This is a genomic window from Candidatus Dadabacteria bacterium (assembly GCA_026705445.1).
Taxonomy (GTDB): Bacteria; Desulfobacterota_D; UBA1144; order Nemesobacterales; family Nemesobacteraceae; genus Nemesobacter.
In genome coordinates, this window is sequence record JAPPAR010000002.1 from 1 (window position 1) to 21,410 (window position 21,410).

A 21,410-nucleotide genomic window follows, 5' to 3' on the forward strand; every position below is an offset into this window, starting at 1 on the left:
ACATCGGCCTTTCACGCCGGTAACAGGGGTTCAAATCCCCTCGGGGACGCCAGAAATAATCCCCGGCCTCAATTCGCTAGGTGTTTTCTATACTACGGAGTCAAGTCTTAACAAGAAGATGGTTTAAAACCGGCTTAAACTCTAGACATACTTTTCGTATTCTTTCTCGAAAAGCTCCGAAAGAGTACGAGCCTTGTGATCATATTCGTCCGGATCATCCCATGAAAGTCGAGGTTGTAGAAGAGTCGAATCAACTCCAGGGCAATCAGCCGGCACGGAGAGGTCAAGTATAGGAACTTTGACAAACTCTCTGTCGTCAAGCAAACCGCTTACGGCTGCTGTAACAAGAGCTCTTGTGGATGGAAGAGGCATTCTCTTACCGACCCCGAAAGGCCCGCCGGAAATTCCGGTATTTAGAAGCCATACGTTTACTTTGTGTTTTTCCATTCTTTCTTTCAGCATCGCTCCGTAGAACTTCGGGGGTCTTGGAAGAAAAGGAGACCCGAAACATGAGCTGAAAGTCGCCTGAGGTTTGCTCACTCCCCTCTCGGTGCCGGCAACTTTCGCCGTGTAGCCCAGAAGGAAATAACGCATGGCTTGGTCGGAATCAAGCCTTGATATAGGGGGCAGGACTCCGAAAGCATCATAGGTAAGCATGAAAATACTTTTGGGAATACCGCCTATTCCTTCCGGAACAATATTTTCGAGCATATCAATCTGGTATGCCCCGCGGGTATTCTCCGTATACCTGTCGCTGTCAAAATCTATCTTTCCTGTTTCCGGATCAAGTTCGACATTTTCAAGAACCGAACCGAACTTAAGCGCTGCTTGATAAATCTCGGGTTCTGTAGTCGGGCTAAGCTTTATGGTCTTCGCATAACAGCCACCTTCGAAATTAAAAACCCCTTCATCAAACCAGCCATGTTCGTCATCTCCGATAAGCGCCCTTTCGGGATCAGCAGAAAGCGTGGTTTTCCCAGTTCCCGACAATCCGAAGAAAAGCGCCACATTTCCGTCCTTTCCGATGTTTGCCGAACAGTGCATTGGAAAAACGTTTCTTTCCGGCAGAAGAAAATTCATGGCGGCAAAAACGGATTTTTTCATCTCTCCCGCGTAGCGTGTACCACCGATAAGGGCAATTCTTCGGCTTAGGTTAAGAAATATAAAGGTTTCGCTGTTAAGACCGTATTTTTCTGGGTTGTCCGCCTTAAAACCCGGGGCTGAAATGACTGTAAAACCCACTTCCTTATGCGGAAGCTCAGAAGCGCCGGGTCGTATGAAGAGATTATTTACGAAAAGATTGTGCCAGGCGAATTCATTAATCACCCTCACGTTTGTTCTGTAGTCCGGATGAGCGCAGACCTGCAGGTCTCTCACGAAAACGTCCTTCCCCTTGAAATAATCCATCACCTTCTCGTAAAAGTGATCAAATACCTCTGGTGATACGGGCTTGTTTACCGCTCCCCAGTCTATATTTTTTTCCGTGGAGGGCTCCTTTACCACAAATCTGTCCTTGGGGGATCTTCCAGTATGAGGGGAGGTGTAGCCTACAAAAGTTCCACTCTCACCAATGTGTCCTTCGTTTCTCTTGATCGCCTCTTCGTAAAGCCTGGAAACGGCAAGGTTGTAATATACTCCTGAAGGTTTCTTAAGCTGGTGTTTTTCTGAAAGCTCCTTTTCGATTGAAAAATTCTCGGACATGGTCGTCGCCTCCAAATTCCCTGTTGCCTACAGATTTATGAGTAAAAATCTAGGAAAAAGTCAACTGTTTTATTAAAGGAGTTGTAAGATATATAAAGTTTCCCTTTTTGCAAGAACAAAAACTGAACTTGGCACCGTATCCCGGTTCAATTCCCAGAATCCCGAAACCCAGACGGAGAACTCGTCCGATTTATGTCTTCGCGTTAACTTCCGATATCCACTTTGTTATGGCGTCTATCGAGTCTTTGGGATTCTCTACGCAGTCGTGTTTCGCTCCCGGTATATAGCGTAACGTCACATCTTCGTTGCCCGACTGATTCATTATGTTCTTAAGTTCCTTGGGTTCCCACACATCAACGATTTCGTCATCTTCTCCGTGGATAAAGAGAACGGGAACCCTCACATTTTCTATAATTTCACAGGTTTTTGCGTAGTAGGCCTGGGGCCCCCTCATATACCACCAAGTCCTGTAAGTAAACATCTCCCCATCAACCGGGTTAAAAGAATCCCCCCAGGCTCTGTAGACGATAAATATCTGGTCGTTTTTCTTTTTCTCCGGATTCGGACCCAGAACCTCTCTGGCTTTCAGATAAATATCATCATAGGATGGAATACTCCTGTTTTTCTCAAGTCTTCTTTGCTGTGAATACGGCAGAGAATAGGAACACCCTTCTAGTATAAGGCCTTTTATCCCGAAAGAATCGGTCTGGGACGCATAGTAGACAGCCATGTTGGCCCCTAGGCTGTAGCCCAGCATGAAAATGTTGCGAAACCCTTCTTTTTGAAGAATATCCACCGATTCTTTCATTTCATGAATCGTGTCAGGAAAAATCCCCTCGCCCATTATCTGGCCCATAAACGCCATACGGGTATTTACAGAAAGCGTGCTTATATTCTTTTCCCTGAGAAGAGGGGGAAGTCTAAGGGGGGTCCCTCTCGTGAGAAAATGCCCCAATACTCCGTAGAGGTTTATGATTATAGGAGATTCGTAAAGATCTTCTTCCGACGCGAACTTAGGGGTGACAAGGAGAGAATTCACCTCGAATCCGTCTTCAGTCTTGTAGGTAAGGAGACTCTTCTGTTCGTTTACCATCGCAGAATCAGATGAATCTTCTGTCAAGCCATCTTATTATAATATCGCCCATTTCCTCTTCCTTTCCGTCGAGGGTATGGCCGGTATTGAGATAATATGCGGAAACATCGTCATTTCCGTTATCTATGGCTATTTGCGCAAGATTATGGGTCTCACCGGGTTTTACGAACTCATCGTTCCATCCCTGCATGAGAAGAATCGGCAGTTTTATGTTCTTTATTTGCTCGTGGCTTTTTACGGCCTCTGCCTCCGGACCGGCGAGAAACCACCACGTCTTGTAAGTATATATTTCGGTGTGCTCCGGCCGGTAGGAGTTTCCTCTGGCTCTGAAAATAAGAATCGTTCTATCTTGCTTTGAATCATGGGGATTATCGCCAAGTATTATCTTCGCTTCCTCGTATACCTCATCGTAAGAAGGCTGGCTTTCCCACTTATTCCATCTTCTTCTTATCGAGTCCGGGATAGAATAAGGAGTAGCGAGGGCAATCACACCCTTTAGCAGCTCCGACTCGTCGGAATCCTGTTGGCGGCTTTTTACGGAGAGATACCTGAGAATCACTCCTCCACCCAGGCTGTAACCGGAAACAATGATTTTCTCGTAACCGATTTCTCCCAAATATCTCACTACGCCGTCTATCTGCGAAATAGTGTCGTCCACTATTCCAAAGCCGAAGAAAAGCCCGAAATTGGCCAGTCTGGTATTTATTGCAATAGACGAATAGCCTGCCTTGGCGAGGATCGGCGGTAAGAATCTCTGGCTTCCGTCAAGAAAGTTCCCTAAAAACCCATGAACATGGATAATTATAGTCTTTCTTTTTTCGGAGTCGTTATTAAGCGCTCTGTAGTAGAGGGCGTTAACCTTTCTTTTCCCGACCGGTACGGAAATCAGTTCCTGCTCTACATATTTCATTATTAGACACGGTTTTTTTAAGAAGTACTGATATTATAAAAGTCCTGCGGGCAAGTCAATAGCGGTAGTAAAGAACTCCGATGATTGATAAGAACCTTAGCACTCGGAGATACCTCGAATCGTTTGCCTGAAATCGGCAAATTCAGCAATCCGCAGTTTCTATTGTGACTGAATCAGGGTTCCGCATTAGAAAATCAGCTTTCTTCTTCGCCTCTGTCCAGTCCGGAGCCTCTCCAATCTTTACGAGCGTGTTTTTTGCGGTGGCTTTGAGAAAAAGATGCCCCGTTTTCTTATTCCAGAAAATCTGCCAGTTATCCCCTTGGAAGTCTCTTAGCCATCCGAAAGGAAAAAATCCAGAATAATCACTGCCGGACTTCATGTGTTTTTTCTCCCCCTGCGTTCCGTAATTATTTTGAAAACCGGGTGGAGATACCCGGCGGTTTTGCGCACAAAGCGCTTTCGAAAAACCTCTTTAACGCTAACAGCTCTCACGATGCGTAAAGCTCCTCGAAATACAGGCATACGTGGGATATTCCGCACTTTGAACATAAGGGCTTTCTCGCCTTGCAGACATTTCTCCCATGGTCACCCAGGGAATTTGAAAAAAACGTCCAGTCTTTTTCCGGAATGCACTCTCTAAGATCAAATTCAATCTTAACGGGATCGGAATTCGAGGTAAGACCAAGTCGGCGGCTTAACCTCATTATATGGGTGTCAACTATTATTCCGGGTTTTCTGAAATAATTGCCGATTATAACATTTGCCGTCTTCCTTCCGACTCCTGGAAGTTTGACTAGCTCTTCCATCTCACAAGGGACCTTTCCCTCGTGTTTTTGTATTATCTCCCTGGAACAGTTTATTATCGCTTTTGCCTTATTTCTGTAAAAACCCGTTGATCTCACATCGTTTTGGAGTTCCTCCTCTGATGCACCGGAAAATGCCCCTAGGTCCGGGTACTTCTTGAAAAGTCCCGGAGTTATCATATTTACTCGTTTATCCGTACACTGGGCGGAGAGAATAGATCCGACCAGAAGCTCCGATGCGTTCTTAAAAGCTAGATGACATTTTGCGTCTGGATAGGTTTTCTTCAGAAATTGAAGAATCTTCCGTGCTTTCTTTTTTACATCTTGGGTATTCATCCTGAATAACAAAATATATACGTGAAACTTTTTAAGCTACAAACTGATGCAGTCTGAAATGTAAGGGAGTCTCTTTTGAACTTTTTCCACACTGCCATCTTGTCCGCATAAAAGTGCTTTCTCGAAGACATAAAAAAAAGGGGGAAATGAAGCTCTCAAGTCCCCCTTTTTTCTCTTTAAAACCCGTTCTTACTGAATTTTAGTCATTTCTGGCCGGTTCAAGGCCCTCTTTACCCTCGAAAAAGTCTTTGTTTATGTCAATGAACTTCTGCCATTTCTCGGGCAATTCATCTTCGTGAAATATGGCATCCACCGGACAGGGGTCTACGCACGCTCCGCAATCTATACATTCATCAGGATGTATGATCAGCTGATCATCTCCCTCATATATGCAATCGACCGGGCACGCTTCAACACAAGCCTTGTCCTTCACTCCGATACATGGTTCGGCAATTATGTATGCCATCTTTGAACCCTCCGAATTGGCACGTTACTACTTTACTAACTTATCATTTCTATACTAACTAAAGCACTTTCAAATAAAAGGCATCCGGATAACTGACACTTTATATTCATTCTCCTTCCTGAGAAGGTTCCAAAGGTTCTTCAACAGGCGGAGAGGTTTCTTCAAACATTTCAATCGGTGATTTCTCCACCACCGAACCCGATATTGATTTTACGGAAGTGTAACCTAGAAAAAGCGAGGTAATTACGAATATGAGCCCAAAGAGCCTGGTCATCTTCACAAGAAAAGGCATTGCACCGCTCGAACCAAAGAGCGACTCCGAACTTCCGCCTCCAAACATTGAACCTATGTCCGCGGACTTGCTCGGCTGAAGCAGTATGATCAGTACAAGAAGGATGCTGACAACAATATGAATAATTTTCACCGACGGTATTAAGAACTCCAATTTCTAACCCCCCACGGACTTTATTATTCTAAAAAAAGAGTCAGCTGAAAGACTTGCTCCTCCAACCAGAACCCCGTCAACTTCATCAACAGACATTATCTCTTCTATATTACCCGTTTTGACGCTTCCGCCATATAAAATTTTCACACTACCGCCTAAACTGGGGAACATCTCAGTTAAAAGCTCCCGTATATATCCGTGAACCTCAGCTATTTCCGAAGAAGTGGCATTTTTCCCCGTTCCTATGGCCCAGACCGGCTCGTATGCTATGACGATATCTGAAATCCGTTCCTCATCCAGATCATGCAGCGCATTTTCTATCTGGGTCTTTGTCGTCGAGAAAAGCAGTTCTTTTCTCGACGAAATGTCTTCACTTCCACGGATTGCTTCTTCCCTCTGGACTTCGGTTTCTCCCACGCAGAGAATTATTTTCAACCCGCAGGAGATTGATAGCAGAAGTTTTTCACGGATTTGTTCATCAGTTTCCCCGAGGATGTGCCTTCTCTCCGAATGGCCAATAATAACCCAATTGCATCCGGCGTCTAAAAGCATCGGCGCGGAAATCTCACCAGTGAACGCCCCTTTTATCCTGCCGAAAACGTTTTGAGCCCCAAGATCTATGTTTGAACCCGAGATGCGTCTCCCTACCATGTCGAGAACCGTATAGGGAGGCACAAGCACTACCTGACATGCGTCGTAGCCTTCTCCAAGCAGGCTGACTATTGCACCGGATAATTCCAGTGCTTCCTCCCGAAGCAAATTCATTTTCCAGTTTCCAACGACAAGCTTTTTATCCATATTAATACCCCGTGACGAAAATTTGTCTTATCCAGAAAAAGCGAGAAAGCTACTTCTCGGTCACAAGTAATGCAAGCTTTTTTCTCTCCAAAAGATACTTAACCCAAAAATTGACCCAGTCTTCTTATTCCCTCCCGTATGGAGTCAACCGACGTCGTATAGGAAAACCTGAGATAATCCCTTCCCCTGTCGCTGAAGTCTATTCCGGGAGTTACGCCCACGTGGCAGTTCTCAAGAATATCAAATGCGAGGCTCCAGGAGTCTCGGCTCCATCGAGAGGAATTCACGAAAACGTAGAACGCCCCCTTGGGTTCAACCGAAATATCAAATCCAACCGAGGAAAGTCCTTTTATCATCTCCTTCCTTCTTCTGTCAAACTCAGTCACCATTGTCTCGCTTCGCCCACCCTTCTTCACTTCTTCAATAGCGGCAACTCCTGCTTTCTGAACAAAAGATCCGGCGGAAATAAAGAGATTCTGCTGAAGCTTCTGCACGTACCTTACAAGGTCTTCTGGAACTATCATGTAACCAAGACGCCAACCTGTCATGGAGTAGAATTTAGCGAAGCCGTTTATCGCTATGGCGTTGTCAGTGAATTCCAGAATGGAGTTAACGCGCGCGCCATAGACAAGACCGTGGTAGATTTCATCTGAAATCACAAAAAGACCCATCTCGGACAGTTCCCGGAGAACTTCTCTGTCCATAACCGCCCCGGTGGGATTCGCGGGAGAATTTACCAGAATAGCTTTTGTCTTTTTGCCGATATTCTTTCTGATTTCCCCAGGGTCAACCTGGTAACCGTCCCTTTCGTAAACAGGTATTTTCTTTGCGACTCCTCTCGCAACGCTTATTATCTGCGGATAACACGCGTAATGCGGGTCCGTTATCAATATTTCATCCCCGGGGTTAAGAACTGTCAGCATTGCCAGCAAGAGCGCCGGGGAACTGCCTATAGTTATTATTACCCTTTCATACCCCACCTCTATTCCATAAGTACGGCTGTAATCCTCCGCGACGCTCTGGCGGAGCTCATCAATCCCAAGACTGCTTGTGTACTTGGTGTAACCCTCTTCTATCCATTTCACGGCAGTAGAACATATTTCATCGGGAGTATTGAAATCAGGTTCTCCAACCTCGAAATGTATCACGTCTCGACCTTCATCCTCAAGGCGCTTTGCCCTCTCGAGGATGTCCATTACGTAGAAAGGTTCTATGTTTTTAACCAAATCTGAAATCATGTTGTGAAATCGCTCTTGGAATCAAGCAAAACAAAAAATTAATCCTGTATGGAGCCGAACCGCTGGTTGATCTGTTTTACAAGAAGATCCTTTTTAAGTCGTCTTAGTCTGTCAAAAAACAATATACCATCAAGATGGTCAATTTCATGCTGAAGTACCCTTGACAACATTCCGTCCGCATCAATCGTGAAGCGCTTTCCTTTTCTATTGAGGGCAGATACACGAACGCGGTTTTTTCTTCTTACGTCCGCAAAAAATCCAGGCACGCTGAGACAACCTTCCTCTCCCACTTGGAACCCTTGAGAGGAAACAATCTCGGGATTTATAAGCTCGTAGAACTCCCTTTCTTCACTCTCAGGTAAAGGTACATCAACTACCAGGGCCCGGATATTCCTACCGACCTGTGGAGCCGCAAGTCCGACGCCATCTGCATCGCGGAGCGTCTCCGTCATATCATCCAAAAGACGTTCAAGGCCCTCACCTAACTCCTCCACGGGCAGGGATTTTCTCTTTAACTCAGGGGCGGGATAAACAAGGATATCAAGCAAAGGCATCTGCGACGCTTATAATAGAAGGGTTGTTAGCAGACCTACGCCGTGGTCTGTCATTCATCACTGCTTTTTTCCGTAAGCTTCGGGGCAAGCCAGCTACTTACCCTAAACAGTGGAAGGGTTTTTTCGCCGATGTCTATTTTTTCGCCTGTTCTGGGATTTCTTCCTTCATAAGGCTCGTAATCTTTTGTAAAGAAGCTTCCGAAATGTCTTATCTCTATTCTTTCCCCATCGCGAAGCATCTCAGTCATGGCGTTAATTATGGCGTCCAGAACCTTTCTGGATTCTACGGAATTAAGGTCGAATCTCCGCGAAAGCTCCTTTTCGATATCCGATTTTTTCATGACGTTTTGAAAATCAGTAAGGTTAGGTCCTGATTTCTCACTCTAGATATTTTAAAGCCGTTTGTCAAGTAAGCCCTCGATTTTGCGAGGAAAATCCTCAGTACCCGAGATTCGGCCGGAGCCATTTCTCCGCTTCTTCAAGAGCGATTCTCTTTCTTTCCGCGTAATCCAGAACCTGATCTTTGAGTATTTTGCCAAGAAAGAAATATCTCGATTCGGGATGGACCATGTAGAACCCTGAAACCGAACTTGGCGGAGTCATGGCGAAGCTCTCAGTAAGCGATACACCTGTGTGTTTCTCCGCCTCGAGAAGATCCCAGAGAATCTTTTTTTCTGTGTGGTCCGGACATGAAGGGTAGCCGGGAGCAGGCCTTATGCCTCTGTATTTTTCATTTATCAGGTCTTCGGAACTGAGCTTTTCATCTTTTCCGTAGCCCCAGAGATCTCTTACTTTTTTATGAATCATTTCGGCAAGAGCTTCGGCTATCCTGTCCCCCAGCACGCTTGTCATAATCGAATTGTAATCATCCCCTTTTCGCTTGAAATCCTCGGAGAATTGCTCAACCCCCTCTCCTGCAGTCACCACAAATCCCCCCATGTAATCTTCTCTGCGCGAGGCACTCGGCACTATATAATCTGAAAGACAGTAATAGTGACCCTCTTTAGAACGCATCTCCTGCTGCCTTAGAAAATGAAACGTTGCCAGAGCCTGTCTTTCTTCCCCATAGATTTCAACATCGTCTCCGACACTGTTTGCGCGGAAGATTCCGACAACAGCGCGGGGAGTGAAAACTTTCTCCAGGATTATCCGCTTAAGGAGCGTCTGACCGTCCTGGTATAGTTTTTTCGCCTGACTCCCTCTTTCGGGGTGCTCAAGTATTTTCGGGAAGACCCCTTTAAGTTCCCACGCCCAGAAAAAAGGAGACCAGTCGATGTAGCCGGCGACTTCTTCAAGAGAGATGCTGTCAAAGACAAAGACTCCAAGCCGCCCGGGGCACTCTATCGCAATATTATCCCAGTCGGTCGGGAACGCCTTTTCCCTGGCTTCTTCTATGGAAGCATATTCCGTCTGGCTGCGGGCTTTTTCAAAGCGCCGCTTCTGCTCCAAGTTGCTTTCTTCCAGTTTCTCCATGTAAAGCCGTGCTTTTTCCGGGTCCAGCATCTCGTTGCAGGCACCTACCACGAGCGAAGCATCAGCTACGTGATCAACTATGCCGCTGTATCCCGGAGCTATTTTTATCGCAGTATGAGCCCTGCTTGTGGTCGCCCCGCCAATAAGAAGGGGTATGGAAAACCCTTCCCGTTCCATCTCTTTCGCGTTATACACCATTTCGTCAAGAGAAGGTGTAATCAGTCCGCTTAATCCTATGAAATCCGCGCGATGCTCTTTTGCAACGTTGAGTATTTTCTCGCAGGGAACCATTACCCCGAGGTCTATCACTTCGTAGTTGTTACAGCCAAGAACCACAGACACTATGTTTTTTCCTATATCGTGGACGTCTCCCTTTACCGTCGCTATAACGAATTTCCCCTTGCCTCCCCCGCTTCCTTTTTTTTCCTCTTCCATAAAAGGCTGAAGGTGCGCAACGGCTCTTTTCATGACTCTGGCGCTTTTCACCACTTGGGGAAGGAACATTTTGCCGTCGCCGAAAAGATCTCCGACCACTTTCATGCCATCCATAAGAGGCCCCTCGATAACATCAAGCGGGGCCCCGTACTTAACCCTTGCTTCTTCCGTGTCATCCTCGATGAAGTCCGCTATGCCGTTTACAAGGGAGTGCTCAAGACGTTTTTCAACCCCGAGCTCTCTCCATTGCTTGGTATCCCTCTCCGCACTCCCGGACTTTACCCCTTCAAAATGTTTTGCGTATTCAACAAGACGCTCCGTGGCGTCGGGGCGACGGTTAAGAAGCACGTCTTCCACTTTTTCGAGAAGTTCAGGTTCAATGTCGTCGTAAACGGCTAGCATTCCAGCGTTTACTATTCCCATGTCAAGCCCGGCTTTTACGGCGTGGTAAAGAAACGCACTGTGCATGGCTTCACGCACTACGTTGTTTCCCCTGAAGGAGAAGGATATGTTGCTTACTCCACCGCTTGTGAGTGCTTCGGGACAGGATTTCTTTATCTCCCTGACGGCCTCGATGAAATTCACGGCGTAGGAATTGTGTTCTTCGATCCCGGTTCCGACAGTAAGTATGTTCGGGTCAAAGATTATGTCGCAGGGGTCCATGCCTATTTTCTCAGTTAATATGCGGTAGGCCCTTTTGCAGATTTCCACCTTCTCCTCTTTTGATGTCGCCTGGCCTTTTTCGTCAAAAGCCATTACCACGACTGAAGCGCCGTAGCGCATTGCCGCTTTTGCCTGTTCACAGAATACTTCCTCGCCTTCCTTAAGACTTATGGAATTTACAATGCACTTGCCCTGAATACATTTAAGTCCCTCCTCAATAACGGACCACTTGGAGCTGTCTATCATCACCGGAACCTTGGTTACCTCGGGTTCCGAAGCAATAAGGTTGAGGAAACGCTTCATGCAGGCTTCAGAGTCAAGAAGCCCTTCATCGAAATTAACGTCTATTATGTTCGCCCCGTTCTCCACCTGTTGAAGCGCTACCGAAACAGCTCCTTCATAGTCTTCTTCCTTTACGAGTCTTGCGAACTTTGGAGAACCCGTAACATTGGTCCTCTCCCCAACCATTATGAAAGGTCCCTCGGCATCAGAGGTTATGGTAAGGGGTTCAAGGCCGCTTAGCCTGGTTGCGTCTTCGCAAACCGGGATTTCTCTCGGCGGAACATCTCTTAGTTTTTCAACCACCATTCCTATATGCTCCGGAGTGGTGCCGCAGCATCCGCCCACTATGTTGACAAAACCGCTTTCCGCGAAATCCAGAAGAAGAGTAGAAGTGATCTCCGGCGTTTCGTCGTATCCCGTCTCGCTCAACGGGTTGGGAAGTCCGGCGTTCGGGTAGCAACTTATGCGGCAGTCGGCTATTCGAGAGAGCTCCTCTATGTAAGGACGCATGTCCTCAGCCCCAAGCGCGCAGTTTATACCGACGCTGAAAGGTTTTGCGTGGCGAACGGAGTTCCAGAAAGCCTCCACAGTCTGTCCCGAAAGAGTGCGTCCGGATCGATCCGTTATGGTAACGGAGATCATGACCGGAATCCTTTCCCCTCCACGCGAATCGAAAAAGCTCTCAATGGCGTATATGGCCGCTTTTAAGTTAAGGGTGTCAAAAGTGGTCTCAGGCAGAAGTATATCCACCCCTCCCTCGACAAGAGCTTCTGTCTGCTCGCGGTAAGCCTCAACCAGTTCTTCAAAGGAAACCGCCCTGTACGACGGATCGTTTACGTCAGGGGACATTGACGCTGTCTTATTGGTCGGACCCAGCGCTCCGGCAACAAAGCAAGCCCTCCCAAGGTTTTTTTTCATAAAATCAGAAGCTGCCTTCTTTGCGAGTTTCGCCGACTCGACATTAAGGGCTCTCACCCAGTTCTCAAGGCCGTAATCGGCCTGAGCTATTGAGGTGGAGCTAAAAGTGTTGGTCTCAACTATGTCGCAGCCGGCCTCAAAGTATTCTCTGTGGATTTCATATATAACGTCGGGTCTCGTGAGGGAAAGCAGATCGTTATTCCCCTTTAGGTCCACAGGATGATCAGAGAACAGATCTCCCCTGAAGTCCTCTTCTTCGAGGTCGTGCCTTTGGATCATCGTGCCCATGGCGCCGTCGAGGAAAACTATCTTCTTTTTCGAAAGAGCCTCGAGCTGGGCGGAGATTTTTATGTCCTTATATTCCGTATTCATCACTCCCTAACCTTGTTGAGAGGCCTTGCCTTTTTCTTTTTCCCTGATGGCAAATACCGCTTTACTGGAACAAGGAAAAACACGGAGTCTACCATATGTTTCTGAGTTCTCTTAACTTTATAAAAACCGCCATCGGGTCATTTTCCAAGGACGGGTCCTTTTTCCTGAGCGAGTCCAGAACATGCGGATCACTCGTTCTCATAAAAGGATTATAAGTTCTCTCCTCCCCCAGAGTTGAACGGGGAAACTTGTCCTCGGGGATTTCCTTGAGCTTTTTCTTCGCGGCTTTATTCTCCGGTGCAAGTTCAAGAGCGAATCTGAGGTTAGTATCTGCGTAGTCATGACCGCAGAACATCTTGAGGCTGTCGGGAAGACCGGAGAGCTTAAAGGCAAAGGTTTCATATAGGTCTTCGACTTTCCCCCTGAACTTTACGTTTCCACACCCTGAAACAAATACCGTATCGCCCAGAAAAATATTGTTCCCGATTACAAAGGAGACATGTTCTGGGCAGTGTCCTGGGGTATGAATCACCTGGAGTCGCTGCTTTCCGAAGTCTATCTCGTCTCCTTCCTCTATGCCTTCGCTTCTTGGAGCGACATAGTCAAGGGCCGTTGGATGAATAAGTATTTTCGAGGAGAGAAAGACTTTTATTATGGGGTTGTTTCCGTGAATATGGTCTGGATGGGCATGGGTATTCAGGACGTATCTAACCTTGTAATCTCTCTTTCTTATGATTTCAAGAAGAGTGATCGGATCAAGAGGGTCTATTACCACGCATTGCCCGGTTTCCTCGCACGCCACCAGATAATTGTAGTTGCTGTCGCTCTCGCCGACTTTGAAGCCATGTATTGAGAATCCGTCCTCGCTAATTACGTTCATCGGGGTCTCCTTTTTGCGTGAAAGTGTACCTGAAAGCCTTATTGCGAATAAAAAAACCGGGGTTGCCCACTACGGGCGATATGAGCAAAAACTTCTCTAAAACCTGCAGTGGGAGTCGCAGAATTTCTTTGACATCAAAAGCCGTTAAGGTAATTTTTACTCCCAATTGATTTTTTGGAGACACCATGGGTTTCGTAGAATCTCTTAAATGCAAGGAATGCAGTGATCTTTATCCCAAGGAACCGAAGTATGTTTGTGAAACGTGTTTCGGTCCTCTGGAAGCCGTATACAACTACGACGAGATAAAAAAGCATATTTCAAGAGAAAAAATAGCTTCCCGTCCGCAGAACATATGGAGATACAAGGAGCTTCTTCCGATTGACTCAGAACCCACCCTCGGAACCCAGGTGGGATACACTCCGCTTGTGCGGGCAAAAAACCTTGCAAAAGAACTCGGGGTTTCGGAGATCTACGTCAAAAATGACGCGGTCTGCTACCCCACCCTCTCTTTTAAGGACAGGGTTGTATCCGTAGCCCTCTCGAAAGCAAAAGAGTTCGGATTCGATACGACCGGCTGCGCATCCACGGGAAACCTGGCAAACTCCGTATCAGCGATTTCCGCTTCCGGGAATCTGAAAAGCATCATACTTATTCCCTATGACCTTGAACAGTCGAAAATACTCAACACCATAGTCTATGGAGCGAATCTCATAGGTGTAAAAGGCGGTTACGACGAGGTGAACAAGCTCTGCAGCGAAATTGCCAGCAAATATAACTGGGCCTTCGTGAACATAAACATGAGACCTTACTACTCCGAAGGTTCCAAGTCATACGCGTTTGAGGTGATGGAACAACTCGGATGGAAAGCCCCAAAGCACATAGTGGTCCCTATGGCAAGCGGTTCTCTCCTCACCAAGGTATGGAAAGCCATAAAGGAGTTTGAGTTGCTTGGGATCGTCGAGCCTCAAGGTTCAAAAATATATGGTGCTCAAGCAACGGGATGTTCACCCATATCGACCGCATTTAAAAACGACTGGGAGATGTTCAAGCCCGTAAAACCGGATACCATAGCGAAATCCCTTGCTATTGGTACTCCGGCCGACGGTTACTACGCGATGAACATAATAAGGGAAAGCGGCGGAGTGGCTGAGGACGTAAGCGACGACGAAATAGTGGACGCGATAAAACTTCTTGCAAGAACCGAAGGCATTTACACCGAAACCGCCGGTGGAGTAACGCTGGGAGTAACGAAAAAACTCATAGAGCAAGAGAAAATCCCCCGCAACGAGCCCATAGTGGTATCGATAACGGGAAACGGTCTTAAGACCCAGGATGCCGTCGAGGGAACTCTTGGAAAACCCGCGGTGATAGGACCTTCCCTCGAGGACTTCGAAGAGCTATACAACAGTAAAAAATCCTAGCGTTACGTGTTATAGTCATAGTATCCGGTTAGAAGCAGAATTTCGGATAAACCCAGGAAGAAACGGGAGAAAAACATGGTATCGGTAAGAATTCCAACCCCTCTTAGAAAGCTCTCAGAAGACAGGGACGAGCTTGAAATAGAAGCATCCACGGTATCCGCACTCATAGAGGAACTTGAGAGCGAATGTCCGGGAATAAAGAACAGGCTCTGCGATGAGAGCGGAAACGTGAGGAGATTCATAAATCTCTACGTTAATGATGAAGATATAAGGTTTCTTGACGGAGTGGAAACAAAGCTTAACGACGGAGATGTCGTATCAATCATTCCGGCAATAGCCGGAGGGTAAGTTTCCCGAAAATCCCGCACATACAGATTGTAGCGAGTTGTATTGCGCCCGAGTTCAAACACACATGTGTATACACTCTCCTTCCGGTTCTGAAGCAGTTCAGGATAGTTCGACACAGTTTTCGTGTTTCGGTATATTCGCACTATGAAGAACATCACCATCACATTGCAGGAAGACACAGCACTCTGGTTAAAGGGTCAAGCCCAAGCCGCCAAAAACGGGTGTAGCGTCTCAAGATGGGTCGCCGAACTTCTGGAAAGGACGAAAAACCGGGAAGACGAGCACGAAGTCGCCATGGAGGCTTTTTTATCCAGAAAACCTCGAAAACTGAAATGGGTCGACGGCCGACCCCCATCGAGAGAAGAACTGCATGAGCGCTAGTGCTAGTGGCTTCGCTGGCACCAGACATTCTCTCTATCAGCCAGACATTCTGGATACACTAAGTTAATTCTATACTTAAGTCAACACTTAAGGTTCAGTGGATTAAATCTCTTATCTTATTAAAGTATTTTTCGATCAGAGGTTCTTTTTCTTTCTTGTAACTTCCGGCAAATTCTATTAAAACCTCTTTTTGTTTTTTGGTGAGCTTTTGAGGTATTATCACTTTTACCACGACATACTGATCACCAAGGCTCCCGGATTCCACATCCACGAGCCCTTTTCCTCTAAGCCTGAAAGTCTGCCCCGGCTGGGTTCCGGCCGGAATTTTCATTTTGGTAGTGCCCTTTAGAATCGGGACTTCCACCTCGTCTCCAAGAGCTGCCTGGGTGAAACTTACGGGAAATTCACACACGATGTCATTTCCTTCCCGCGTGAAAATAGGGTGTTCCCGCACCATCACCTGTATGTAGAGATCTCCCGGAGGACCTCCTTGTGCCCCGGGTTCCCCCTCCCCCCTTATCACAAGTCTCATTCCGCTTGAGATTCCGGCGGGTATGCTGACCCCTACCATCTTTTCGGTGTACGAAAGCCCGGACCCCCTGCAACTCACGCAGGGTTTCGTTATAACCTTCCCGCTTCCCCCGCACGAAGGACATCCCTGACTTATTGAAAACGGACCTTGGGAGAAAGCAACCGACCCCCTGCCTCCGCAACGGTCACAAATCGATTCTCCCCCGACTGCGGCCCCGGAACCGGAGCAGTCATCACAGAGTTTTCTTTTCCCGACCTTTATTTCTTTCTGTGTTCCGAACGCAGCTTCGTCAAAATCCACTTCAAGATCATATCGAAGACTCTCCCCTTGCCGAACCCTGCCCCTTCTGCCCATACCTCCAGTGAAAACATCGTCGAAGAGATCACCGAAAAGGTCTCCGAATCCGGAGAAACCGCCCATTCCATCACCCGACATATGGCCGAAACTGTCATAACGAGCCCTTTTTTCCCTGTCGTTAAGCACTTGGTAGGCCTCGTTTATTTCCTTGAACTTCTCTTCGGCATCCTTGTCCCCGGGATTGCGGTCAGGATGGTACTTGAAGGCAAGATCCTTGTAGGAACTCTTTATGTCTTCAGGAGAAGCGTTTCTTTCAACGCCTAGTATTTCGTAGTAATCCTTAGCCATTTGGGAGTTGGGAGACGGGAGCTTTAGTCAGCTTCTTCTTCAGAATCTTTTTCAGGGGTTTTCTCCGGACCTTGGGACACCGATACCATCGAGGGTCGAAGCAGTCTTCCGTTTAGAAGGTAACCCTTCTGAACCTCCGAGATTATAGTCCCGCTTTCGCAAGTTTCCGAGTGCTCCTTGTAAACGGCTTCGTGGTAGCTGGGGTTGAAAACAGTTCCCTCGCCCGAATCTATTCCAGTAACGCCGAAGTTTTCAAGACCCGCAAGAAATTGCGAATGAACAATCTTTATTCCGTCAAGAAAAGCTACGAAGTCCGTTTTCTCGCCGTGTGATTCTTCAGAAAGTTCGATGGCTCTCTCAATATTATCGAGAACGAAGAGCAGTTCCTTTAGCCTGTGCGCGTTTCCGAAATCAAGTATTTCCTGCTTTTCCTTCGCAAGCCTTTTCTTATAGTTATCAAAATCTGCTGAAAGCCTCAGGTATTTCCCCCTCAGGGCCTCAAGCTCGGCGGAAACATCTTCTCCGGGTTCTTCCTCCCCAACTTCAGCACCGGAAAGTTCAGGCTCTTCTGAGTCTTCCTCACCGTTTTTCTTGTTCTCTTCAATGTCTGCTGCTGTGTTCTCACTCATTCCGTAATTTCTCCGTTAACCCTCTTTGTAACCATTTTCGCTGTGTAGTTCACAAGCGGGATGATTTTTGAATAGTTCATTCGCGTGGGACCAAACACACCTAAGCTCCCGTAGCTGTTTCCCTTGTAATAAGGTGCCGCCACGAGGCTGAAACCGCGAGGCATTCCTTTCTCTGAACCTATAAAGACCTTTGAGTGGCCATCTTTTATAACCGACTTCAGAAAATTGGAAAGAATTTCCTGATCCTCGAGTATCTCTATTATGGTCTTATAGAGACTGGAATCTCCGAAATTCAAAGATTCGATAACCGAAATCTTCCCCTCTATGAATATCCCCGCTTTTCTTTCCTTCTCGAAAAGCTCGCTGCTTATCCTGAGCACCTTTTCGAGGATTTCATTGTATTCGGTTGTGGTTCTCCTTATCTTCTCAAGCACCACTTTGCGCACCTGCTCGATCGTCAGGCCCAGAATAAGACGATTAAGGTAGCCCCCTATCCTCTCGACTTGGGAATCCCTAATGGGTTTGGCAAGCCTGATGTAGGTTTTTTCCGTAAGTCCGCCCTCAAACACGAGAAAGATAAGGCATTCCCTCTCCCCCATCTTAATAAGCTTCGTGGATTTAACTCTGAGGGTGTTCCTCTGGGGAAGCATCGCAAGACCCGCAAGCTTAGTAAAATCGGAAAGTATCGAACTTGCAGCACTTATCACGTGATCAAGCGTGCCGTCAATACGTTCATATTTGTTCTCAAGGAACTGCAGACCGAAGTCCGGTGAGTTCTCAACGTTGAGAATGTTCTCCACGTAATAATTTATTCCTTTCTCCGTGGGAAATCTGCCGGAAGAAGCATGACTTTGGGCGAGGAAGCCCGCTTCCATGAGCGAATTAAGCTCTTGGCGAACGGTGGCCGGGGACCATTTTATATTGTATTTCGATATGAGAGTCGAAGAACCTATAGGACTCCCTGTCTCAATAAAGTGGTCCACTACAAAGCCCAGAAAAGCCTCATTTCTTGGAGAGATTGGCTGTGTCATATATTTCTGAAATATAATTTCAGCCCGCCGCATTGTCAACGGAATACGCGCCAATCGGGACAAAGCGTCAAGTCATCCTGTGCTTATGTCACGAAATCAAGATACCGGCTCGGCGTTATCACGTCATAGGTGGCATCTGAATATGTGCCGAGCCAGTCCCCGGGTGGCTTTTTTCTGTCCTTTCTCCACTTAAACTCGTATCCGTGCAGCATGCCACCTCTTTCCTCTATGAAATCTATTTCCTTGCGGTCATAGGTGCGCCAGAAATAGTAGTTTGCGGAGATGCCCATGTACGCGTTTCTCTTGATTCTCTCAAGCACCATGAAGTTTTCCCAGAGCTGCCCGGTATCGTTTCTCGTGTCAAGATCGTTGAAGTTGGAAATAAGGGCGTTTCGTATTCCGAGATCGTAAAAGTAATACTTGCTCATCTTGGTTACTTCCTTGCGAAGATTTCTGGAAAATCCGTCGAGCCTGAAAAGGACGAAAGACTTTTCAAGCAGGTCGAGATAACGTCTCACGGTCTTCTCGTTTAGCCCGAGCCTCTCACCGAGTTCGGTGCAGGAGACTTCACCGCCGATCTGAAACGCAAGCAGTTTCAGAAGGTCTATTAAGGGTCGGGATTTCTTTACACTCTGAAAAGCGAGTATGTCCTTAATGAGAGATGAATCCTTGATCTCAACGATCCTTTTTTCTTTCCGTTCGTAGCTTTCATAGGTGATGACCTCAGGATACATACCGTAAACTAGGTACTGCCCGAGTTTCTTCTCAAACTCATAGAGAGTCTCCTCCCGCAGTAGCTCGCTTACCGCGACAGGGTAAAGAACCAGGATATTTTTCCTGCCGGTAAGCGCCTCCTCGGCGGTACTGGCGAGATCAAAGGAAGAAGAACCTGTAGCAATAACGCGGATGTCCTGTATGTGGTCCACCATGAGTTTAAGGGCTGTTCCGATGTTCTGTATCTTCTGCGCTTCGTCAATGAAAAGCAGGTTGTTATCTCCCGCAATTCTTTTTATATGCTCAAGATTGCACTCCGCAAGACTGTGGGCGAATTCAAGACTGTCGCCGCTGTAAGAAGCATATTTAAGCGGAGTTTCCGACAGGAATTTTTCAACCGAAGTCGTCTTTCCGACCTGACGGGGCCCGTAGATAATCAGAACCTTGTTTTCCTCAAGATTCCCTCCTATGTCTATCGCTCTTTGAATCATGGTGCCAAAACCATCCGATTCCGATAATTAAGCATAAAAACCGGAATTTAATTCTGTTGATTAATACTAATTGTCTGAATTCCTTTCTGCAAATTAAGATATCCCTACACAACAAGCCTTTCTTCAGTTGTACTGCTCAAGTCTTATATGCACCAGATTACAACTCACCCCCTTGAGCGTACTGGCCCTAACCCCGCGGAGAAAATACAGAATGCTGAAACAGATAAAGTCGTAATCTAATTCCGATAATTAAGCATTATAACCGGAAATATGTTCTGTCAATTATCCAATTAGACGATGTTGCCTTAAAAAATTAAGGCAACATCGTCTGGCAGTTTTAACCTGAAAGCGATTTGTCCGCTTTGACGATACGACAATTATAAATATAATTACCCCCGGAATGAGCAAGTTCGACCTCACAGTAATAGGATCCGGCCCCGGGGGATACATCTCGGCAATAAGAGCCGCGCAGATGGGAATGAAGGTTGCCGTCATCGAGCGGGACAAGCCCGGCGGAGTATGTCTTAACTGGGGATGCATACCTTCAAAGGCGATTTTAAAATGCGCGGAGATGTACTCGCATTTTCTTCACTCAGAGAACTACGGAATCACTCACAAGGGACTTTCTTTTGACTACCCCGAAGTAATAAAAAAAAGCAGAAAGGCCTCGTCTTCTCTTAACAGGGGAGTGGAAGGGCTCTTCAAGAAAAACAAGATCACCCTTATAAGCGGCACAGGAAGGCTCACATCAAAACATGGGATTTCCGTTATCGGAAAGGAATCGCAGGATATAGAGAGCGAACGCATACTTCTCGCCACAGGCTCTGTACCAAGGACGCTTCCCGGCCTCAAGATCGACGGGAAAGTGGTAATGACAAGCGACGAGGCGATAATGCACCCGGAAGTTCCCCGCTCCATAGTGATAATAGGCGGAGGATACATAGGAATGGAGTTTGCCTATGTCTACAACTCTTTTGGAAGCAAGGTGACCATCGTTGAGATGGAAAAGCAGATAATGCCGGGAGTCGACGAGGAAGTTGCCAAAGAGGCAAAGAAGATATTCAAAAAGCAGGGAATGACCATTCTTAACGAGACGGTGTACAAGTCCCTGAAGAAGACCCGAGGGTCCGCGACTGTAACCGTGGAAAATGTGGTCTCGGGAGAGCAGAGCGAACTCAAGGCAGACATGGTGCTCGTGTCGATCGGAAGAAAGGCCGTGGCCAACGCTGCACCGACATCTTTTGCCTTCTACGGTGAGGGCGACAGCATGGGTCTTGAGGATGTCGGCGTCGAGCTTGACGAAAGAGGGTTTATAAAGACAGACGAGGGCTACATGACCACATGCTCCAACATCTATGCGATCGGGGATGTGATCGGAGGCCCTATGCTTGCGCACAAAGCTTCTGAGGAAGGGGTGGTCGCGGTTGAGAGAATGAACGGGATGAACTCCAGGGTTCATTACAGTTCAATTCCCGGATGCGTTTACTGTCAGCCGGAAGTTGCGATGATCGGCCTTACGGAAAAACAGGCGAAAGACCAGGGATATGACGTGGACATAGGAAAGTTTCCCTTCAGGGCCGTTGGGAAGGCCGTAGCAGTCGGAGAAACTGACGGTTTTGTGAAAATGATTTTCGACTCAAAAACAAAAGAGCTTCTCGGAAGCCATATAATAGGCCACGGGGCTACCGAAATGATCGCGGAGATCGGAGTGGCGAAAACCCTTGAGACAACCCCCTATGAAATAGCCACCACTCAGCACGCACACCCCACCCTCTCTGAAGCCGTGATGGAGGCTGCCCTTGACGCCATGGGAAGGGTAAGGAACTTCTGAGGCGCTAAATATTTTATCAC

20 protein-coding genes and 1 pseudogene are annotated in these 21,410 nt (G+C 47.0%); 4 read left to right on the plus strand and 17 right to left on the minus strand.

Going from position 1 to position 21,410, the window contains the following annotated elements; genetic code table 11:
• Positions 1-141: 141 nt before the first annotated feature.
• From pckA to OXG75_00585, 13 genes and pseudogenes are all read right to left on the minus strand, one after another.
• Positions 142-1,701, minus strand: coding sequence for a phosphoenolpyruvate carboxykinase (ATP) (gene pckA / locus OXG75_00525; GenBank protein MCY3624476.1), 1,560 nt, complete (start codon positions 1,699-1,701; stop codon positions 142-144).
• 190 nt (positions 1,702-1,891) lie between these two features.
• A complete protein-coding gene (locus OXG75_00530) occupies positions 1,892-2,794 on the minus strand; it encodes an alpha/beta hydrolase (protein MCY3624477.1) in 903 nt (300 codons plus the stop codon).
• Between the two features lie 7 nt (positions 2,795-2,801).
• Positions 2,802-3,704, minus strand: coding sequence for an alpha/beta hydrolase (locus OXG75_00535; protein MCY3624478.1), 903 nt, complete (start codon positions 3,702-3,704; stop codon positions 2,802-2,804).
• A gap of 142 nt (positions 3,705-3,846) precedes the next feature.
• Positions 3,847-4,083 (minus strand): hypothetical protein, encoded by a 237-nt coding sequence (locus OXG75_00540; protein MCY3624479.1) that lies wholly within the window; start codon positions 4,081-4,083, stop codon positions 3,847-3,849.
• Between the two features lie 109 nt (positions 4,084-4,192).
• On the minus strand, positions 4,193-4,843 hold the full coding sequence (gene nth, locus OXG75_00545; protein ID MCY3624480.1) for an endonuclease III: 651 nt from the start codon (positions 4,841-4,843) through the stop codon (positions 4,193-4,195).
• 238 nt (positions 4,844-5,081) lie between these two features.
• A pseudogene (locus OXG75_00550) lies at positions 5,082-5,309 on the minus strand (ferredoxin family protein).
• Between the two features lie 106 nt (positions 5,310-5,415).
• Complete coding sequence (secG, locus tag OXG75_00555) at positions 5,416-5,754, minus strand: preprotein translocase subunit SecG (GenBank protein ID MCY3624481.1); 339 nt, start codon at positions 5,752-5,754, stop codon at positions 5,416-5,418.
• A gap of 3 nt (positions 5,755-5,757) precedes the next feature.
• Entirely contained in the window at positions 5,758-6,552 is a 795-nt protein-coding gene (gene tpiA / locus OXG75_00560; GenBank protein ID MCY3624482.1) for a triose-phosphate isomerase, read from the minus strand.
• Between the two features lie 98 nt (positions 6,553-6,650).
• Positions 6,651-7,790 carry a pyridoxal phosphate-dependent aminotransferase gene (locus tag OXG75_00565; GenBank protein MCY3624483.1) on the minus strand — a complete coding sequence of 380 codons (1,140 nt, stop codon included), beginning with the start codon at positions 7,788-7,790 and terminating at the stop codon, positions 6,651-6,653.
• 38 nt (positions 7,791-7,828) lie between these two features.
• Entirely contained in the window at positions 7,829-8,344 is a 516-nt protein-coding gene (def, locus tag OXG75_00570; GenBank protein MCY3624484.1) for a peptide deformylase, read from the minus strand.
• Between the two features lie 50 nt (positions 8,345-8,394).
• On the minus strand, positions 8,395-8,685 hold the full coding sequence (locus OXG75_00575) for an integration host factor subunit beta (protein MCY3624485.1): 291 nt from the start codon (positions 8,683-8,685) through the stop codon (positions 8,395-8,397).
• A gap of 97 nt (positions 8,686-8,782) precedes the next feature.
• Positions 8,783-12,487 (minus strand): methionine synthase, encoded by a 3,705-nt coding sequence (gene metH, locus OXG75_00580; protein MCY3624486.1) that lies wholly within the window; start codon positions 12,485-12,487, stop codon positions 8,783-8,785.
• Positions 12,488-12,575: 88 nt separating this feature from the next.
• A complete protein-coding gene (locus OXG75_00585; protein MCY3624487.1) occupies positions 12,576-13,367 on the minus strand; it encodes an MBL fold metallo-hydrolase in 792 nt (263 codons plus the stop codon).
• Positions 13,368-13,552: 185 nt separating this feature from the next.
• Between OXG75_00585 and thrC the strand changes: the two genes are divergently transcribed.
• From thrC to OXG75_00600, 3 genes are all read left to right on the plus strand, one after another.
• Entirely contained in the window at positions 13,553-14,788 is a 1,236-nt protein-coding gene (gene thrC, locus OXG75_00590; GenBank protein MCY3624488.1) for a threonine synthase, read from the plus strand.
• A 75-nt stretch (positions 14,789-14,863) separates the two neighbouring features.
• The gene (locus OXG75_00595) at positions 14,864-15,136 is read left to right on the plus strand and encodes a MoaD/ThiS family protein (GenBank protein MCY3624489.1); all 273 of its coding nucleotides are present in this window, start codon (positions 14,864-14,866) and stop codon (positions 15,134-15,136) included.
• A gap of 144 nt (positions 15,137-15,280) precedes the next feature.
• Positions 15,281-15,517, plus strand: a complete 237-nt coding sequence (locus tag OXG75_00600) for a hypothetical protein (GenBank protein MCY3624490.1) — start codon at positions 15,281-15,283, stop codon at positions 15,515-15,517.
• Positions 15,518-15,611: 94 nt separating this feature from the next.
• Here the strand turns inward: OXG75_00600 and dnaJ are convergent, their stop codons facing one another.
• The 4 genes from dnaJ to OXG75_00620 form a co-directional block, all read right to left on the minus strand.
• A complete protein-coding gene (gene dnaJ, locus OXG75_00605) occupies positions 15,612-16,694 on the minus strand; it encodes a molecular chaperone DnaJ (protein MCY3624491.1) in 1,083 nt (360 codons plus the stop codon).
• 23 nt (positions 16,695-16,717) lie between these two features.
• Positions 16,718-17,323, minus strand: coding sequence for a nucleotide exchange factor GrpE (locus tag OXG75_00610; protein ID MCY3624492.1), 606 nt, complete (start codon positions 17,321-17,323; stop codon positions 16,718-16,720).
• Positions 17,320-18,354 (minus strand): heat-inducible transcriptional repressor HrcA, encoded by a 1,035-nt coding sequence (gene hrcA / locus OXG75_00615; GenBank protein MCY3624493.1) that lies wholly within the window; start codon positions 18,352-18,354, stop codon positions 17,320-17,322. The genes OXG75_00610 and hrcA overlap by 4 nt, the downstream gene beginning before the upstream one ends.
• Before the next feature lie 83 nt (positions 18,355-18,437).
• The gene (locus OXG75_00620; protein MCY3624494.1) at positions 18,438-19,559 is read right to left on the minus strand and encodes an ATP-binding protein; all 1,122 of its coding nucleotides are present in this window, start codon (positions 19,557-19,559) and stop codon (positions 18,438-18,440) included.
• Positions 19,560-19,959: 400 nt separating this feature from the next.
• On the opposite strand from OXG75_00620, the gene lpdA reads away from it, so the two are divergent.
• Positions 19,960-21,390: a dihydrolipoyl dehydrogenase gene (gene lpdA / locus OXG75_00625; GenBank protein MCY3624495.1), complete on the plus strand. Its 1,431-nt coding sequence runs from the start codon at positions 19,960-19,962 to the stop codon at positions 21,388-21,390.
• Positions 21,391-21,410: the final 20 nt, after the last annotated feature.

Excerpts from the sequence above, each read along its gene's own strand:
- OXG75_00600 (MCY3624490.1), top strand. The coding sequence starts at position 15,281 with ATGAAGAACATCACCATCACATTGCAGGAAGACACAGCACTCTGGTTA.
- hrcA (MCY3624493.1), bottom strand. The coding sequence starts at position 18,354 with ATGACACAGCCAATCTCTCCAAGAAATGAGGCTTTTCTGGGCTTTGTA.
- OXG75_00540 (MCY3624479.1), bottom strand. The coding sequence starts at position 4,083 with ATGAAGTCCGGCAGTGATTATTCTGGATTTTTTCCTTTCGGATGGCTA.
- nth (MCY3624480.1), bottom strand. The coding sequence starts at position 4,843 with ATGAATACCCAAGATGTAAAAAAGAAAGCACGGAAGATTCTTCAATTT.
- thrC (MCY3624488.1), top strand. The coding sequence starts at position 13,553 with ATGGGTTTCGTAGAATCTCTTAAATGCAAGGAATGCAGTGATCTTTAT.
- pckA (MCY3624476.1), bottom strand. The coding sequence starts at position 1,701 with ATGTCCGAGAATTTTTCAATCGAAAAGGAGCTTTCAGAAAAACACCAG.
- OXG75_00595 (MCY3624489.1), top strand. The coding sequence starts at position 14,864 with ATGGTATCGGTAAGAATTCCAACCCCTCTTAGAAAGCTCTCAGAAGAC.
- OXG75_00565 (MCY3624483.1), bottom strand. The coding sequence starts at position 7,790 with ATGATTTCAGATTTGGTTAAAAACATAGAACCTTTCTACGTAATGGAC.
- OXG75_00610 (MCY3624492.1), bottom strand. The coding sequence starts at position 17,323 with ATGAGTGAGAACACAGCAGCAGACATTGAAGAGAACAAGAAAAACGGT.
- lpdA (MCY3624495.1), top strand. The coding sequence starts at position 19,960 with ATGAGCAAGTTCGACCTCACAGTAATAGGATCCGGCCCCGGGGGATAC.
- OXG75_00585 (MCY3624487.1), bottom strand. The coding sequence starts at position 13,367 with ATGAACGTAATTAGCGAGGACGGATTCTCAATACATGGCTTCAAAGTC.
- OXG75_00530 (MCY3624477.1), bottom strand. The coding sequence starts at position 2,794 with ATGGTAAACGAACAGAAGAGTCTCCTTACCTACAAGACTGAAGACGGA.
- metH (MCY3624486.1), bottom strand. The coding sequence starts at position 12,487 with ATGAATACGGAATATAAGGACATAAAAATCTCCGCCCAGCTCGAGGCT.
- OXG75_00535 (MCY3624478.1), bottom strand. The coding sequence starts at position 3,704 with ATGAAATATGTAGAGCAGGAACTGATTTCCGTACCGGTCGGGAAAAGA.
- OXG75_00575 (MCY3624485.1), bottom strand. The coding sequence starts at position 8,685 with ATGAAAAAATCGGATATCGAAAAGGAGCTTTCGCGGAGATTCGACCTT.
- dnaJ (MCY3624491.1), bottom strand. The coding sequence starts at position 16,694 with ATGGCTAAGGATTACTACGAAATACTAGGCGTTGAAAGAAACGCTTCT.
- tpiA (MCY3624482.1), bottom strand. The coding sequence starts at position 6,552 with ATGGATAAAAAGCTTGTCGTTGGAAACTGGAAAATGAATTTGCTTCGG.
- def (MCY3624484.1), bottom strand. The coding sequence starts at position 8,344 with ATGCCTTTGCTTGATATCCTTGTTTATCCCGCCCCTGAGTTAAAGAGA.
- OXG75_00620 (MCY3624494.1), bottom strand. The coding sequence starts at position 19,559 with ATGATTCAAAGAGCGATAGACATAGGAGGGAATCTTGAGGAAAACAAG.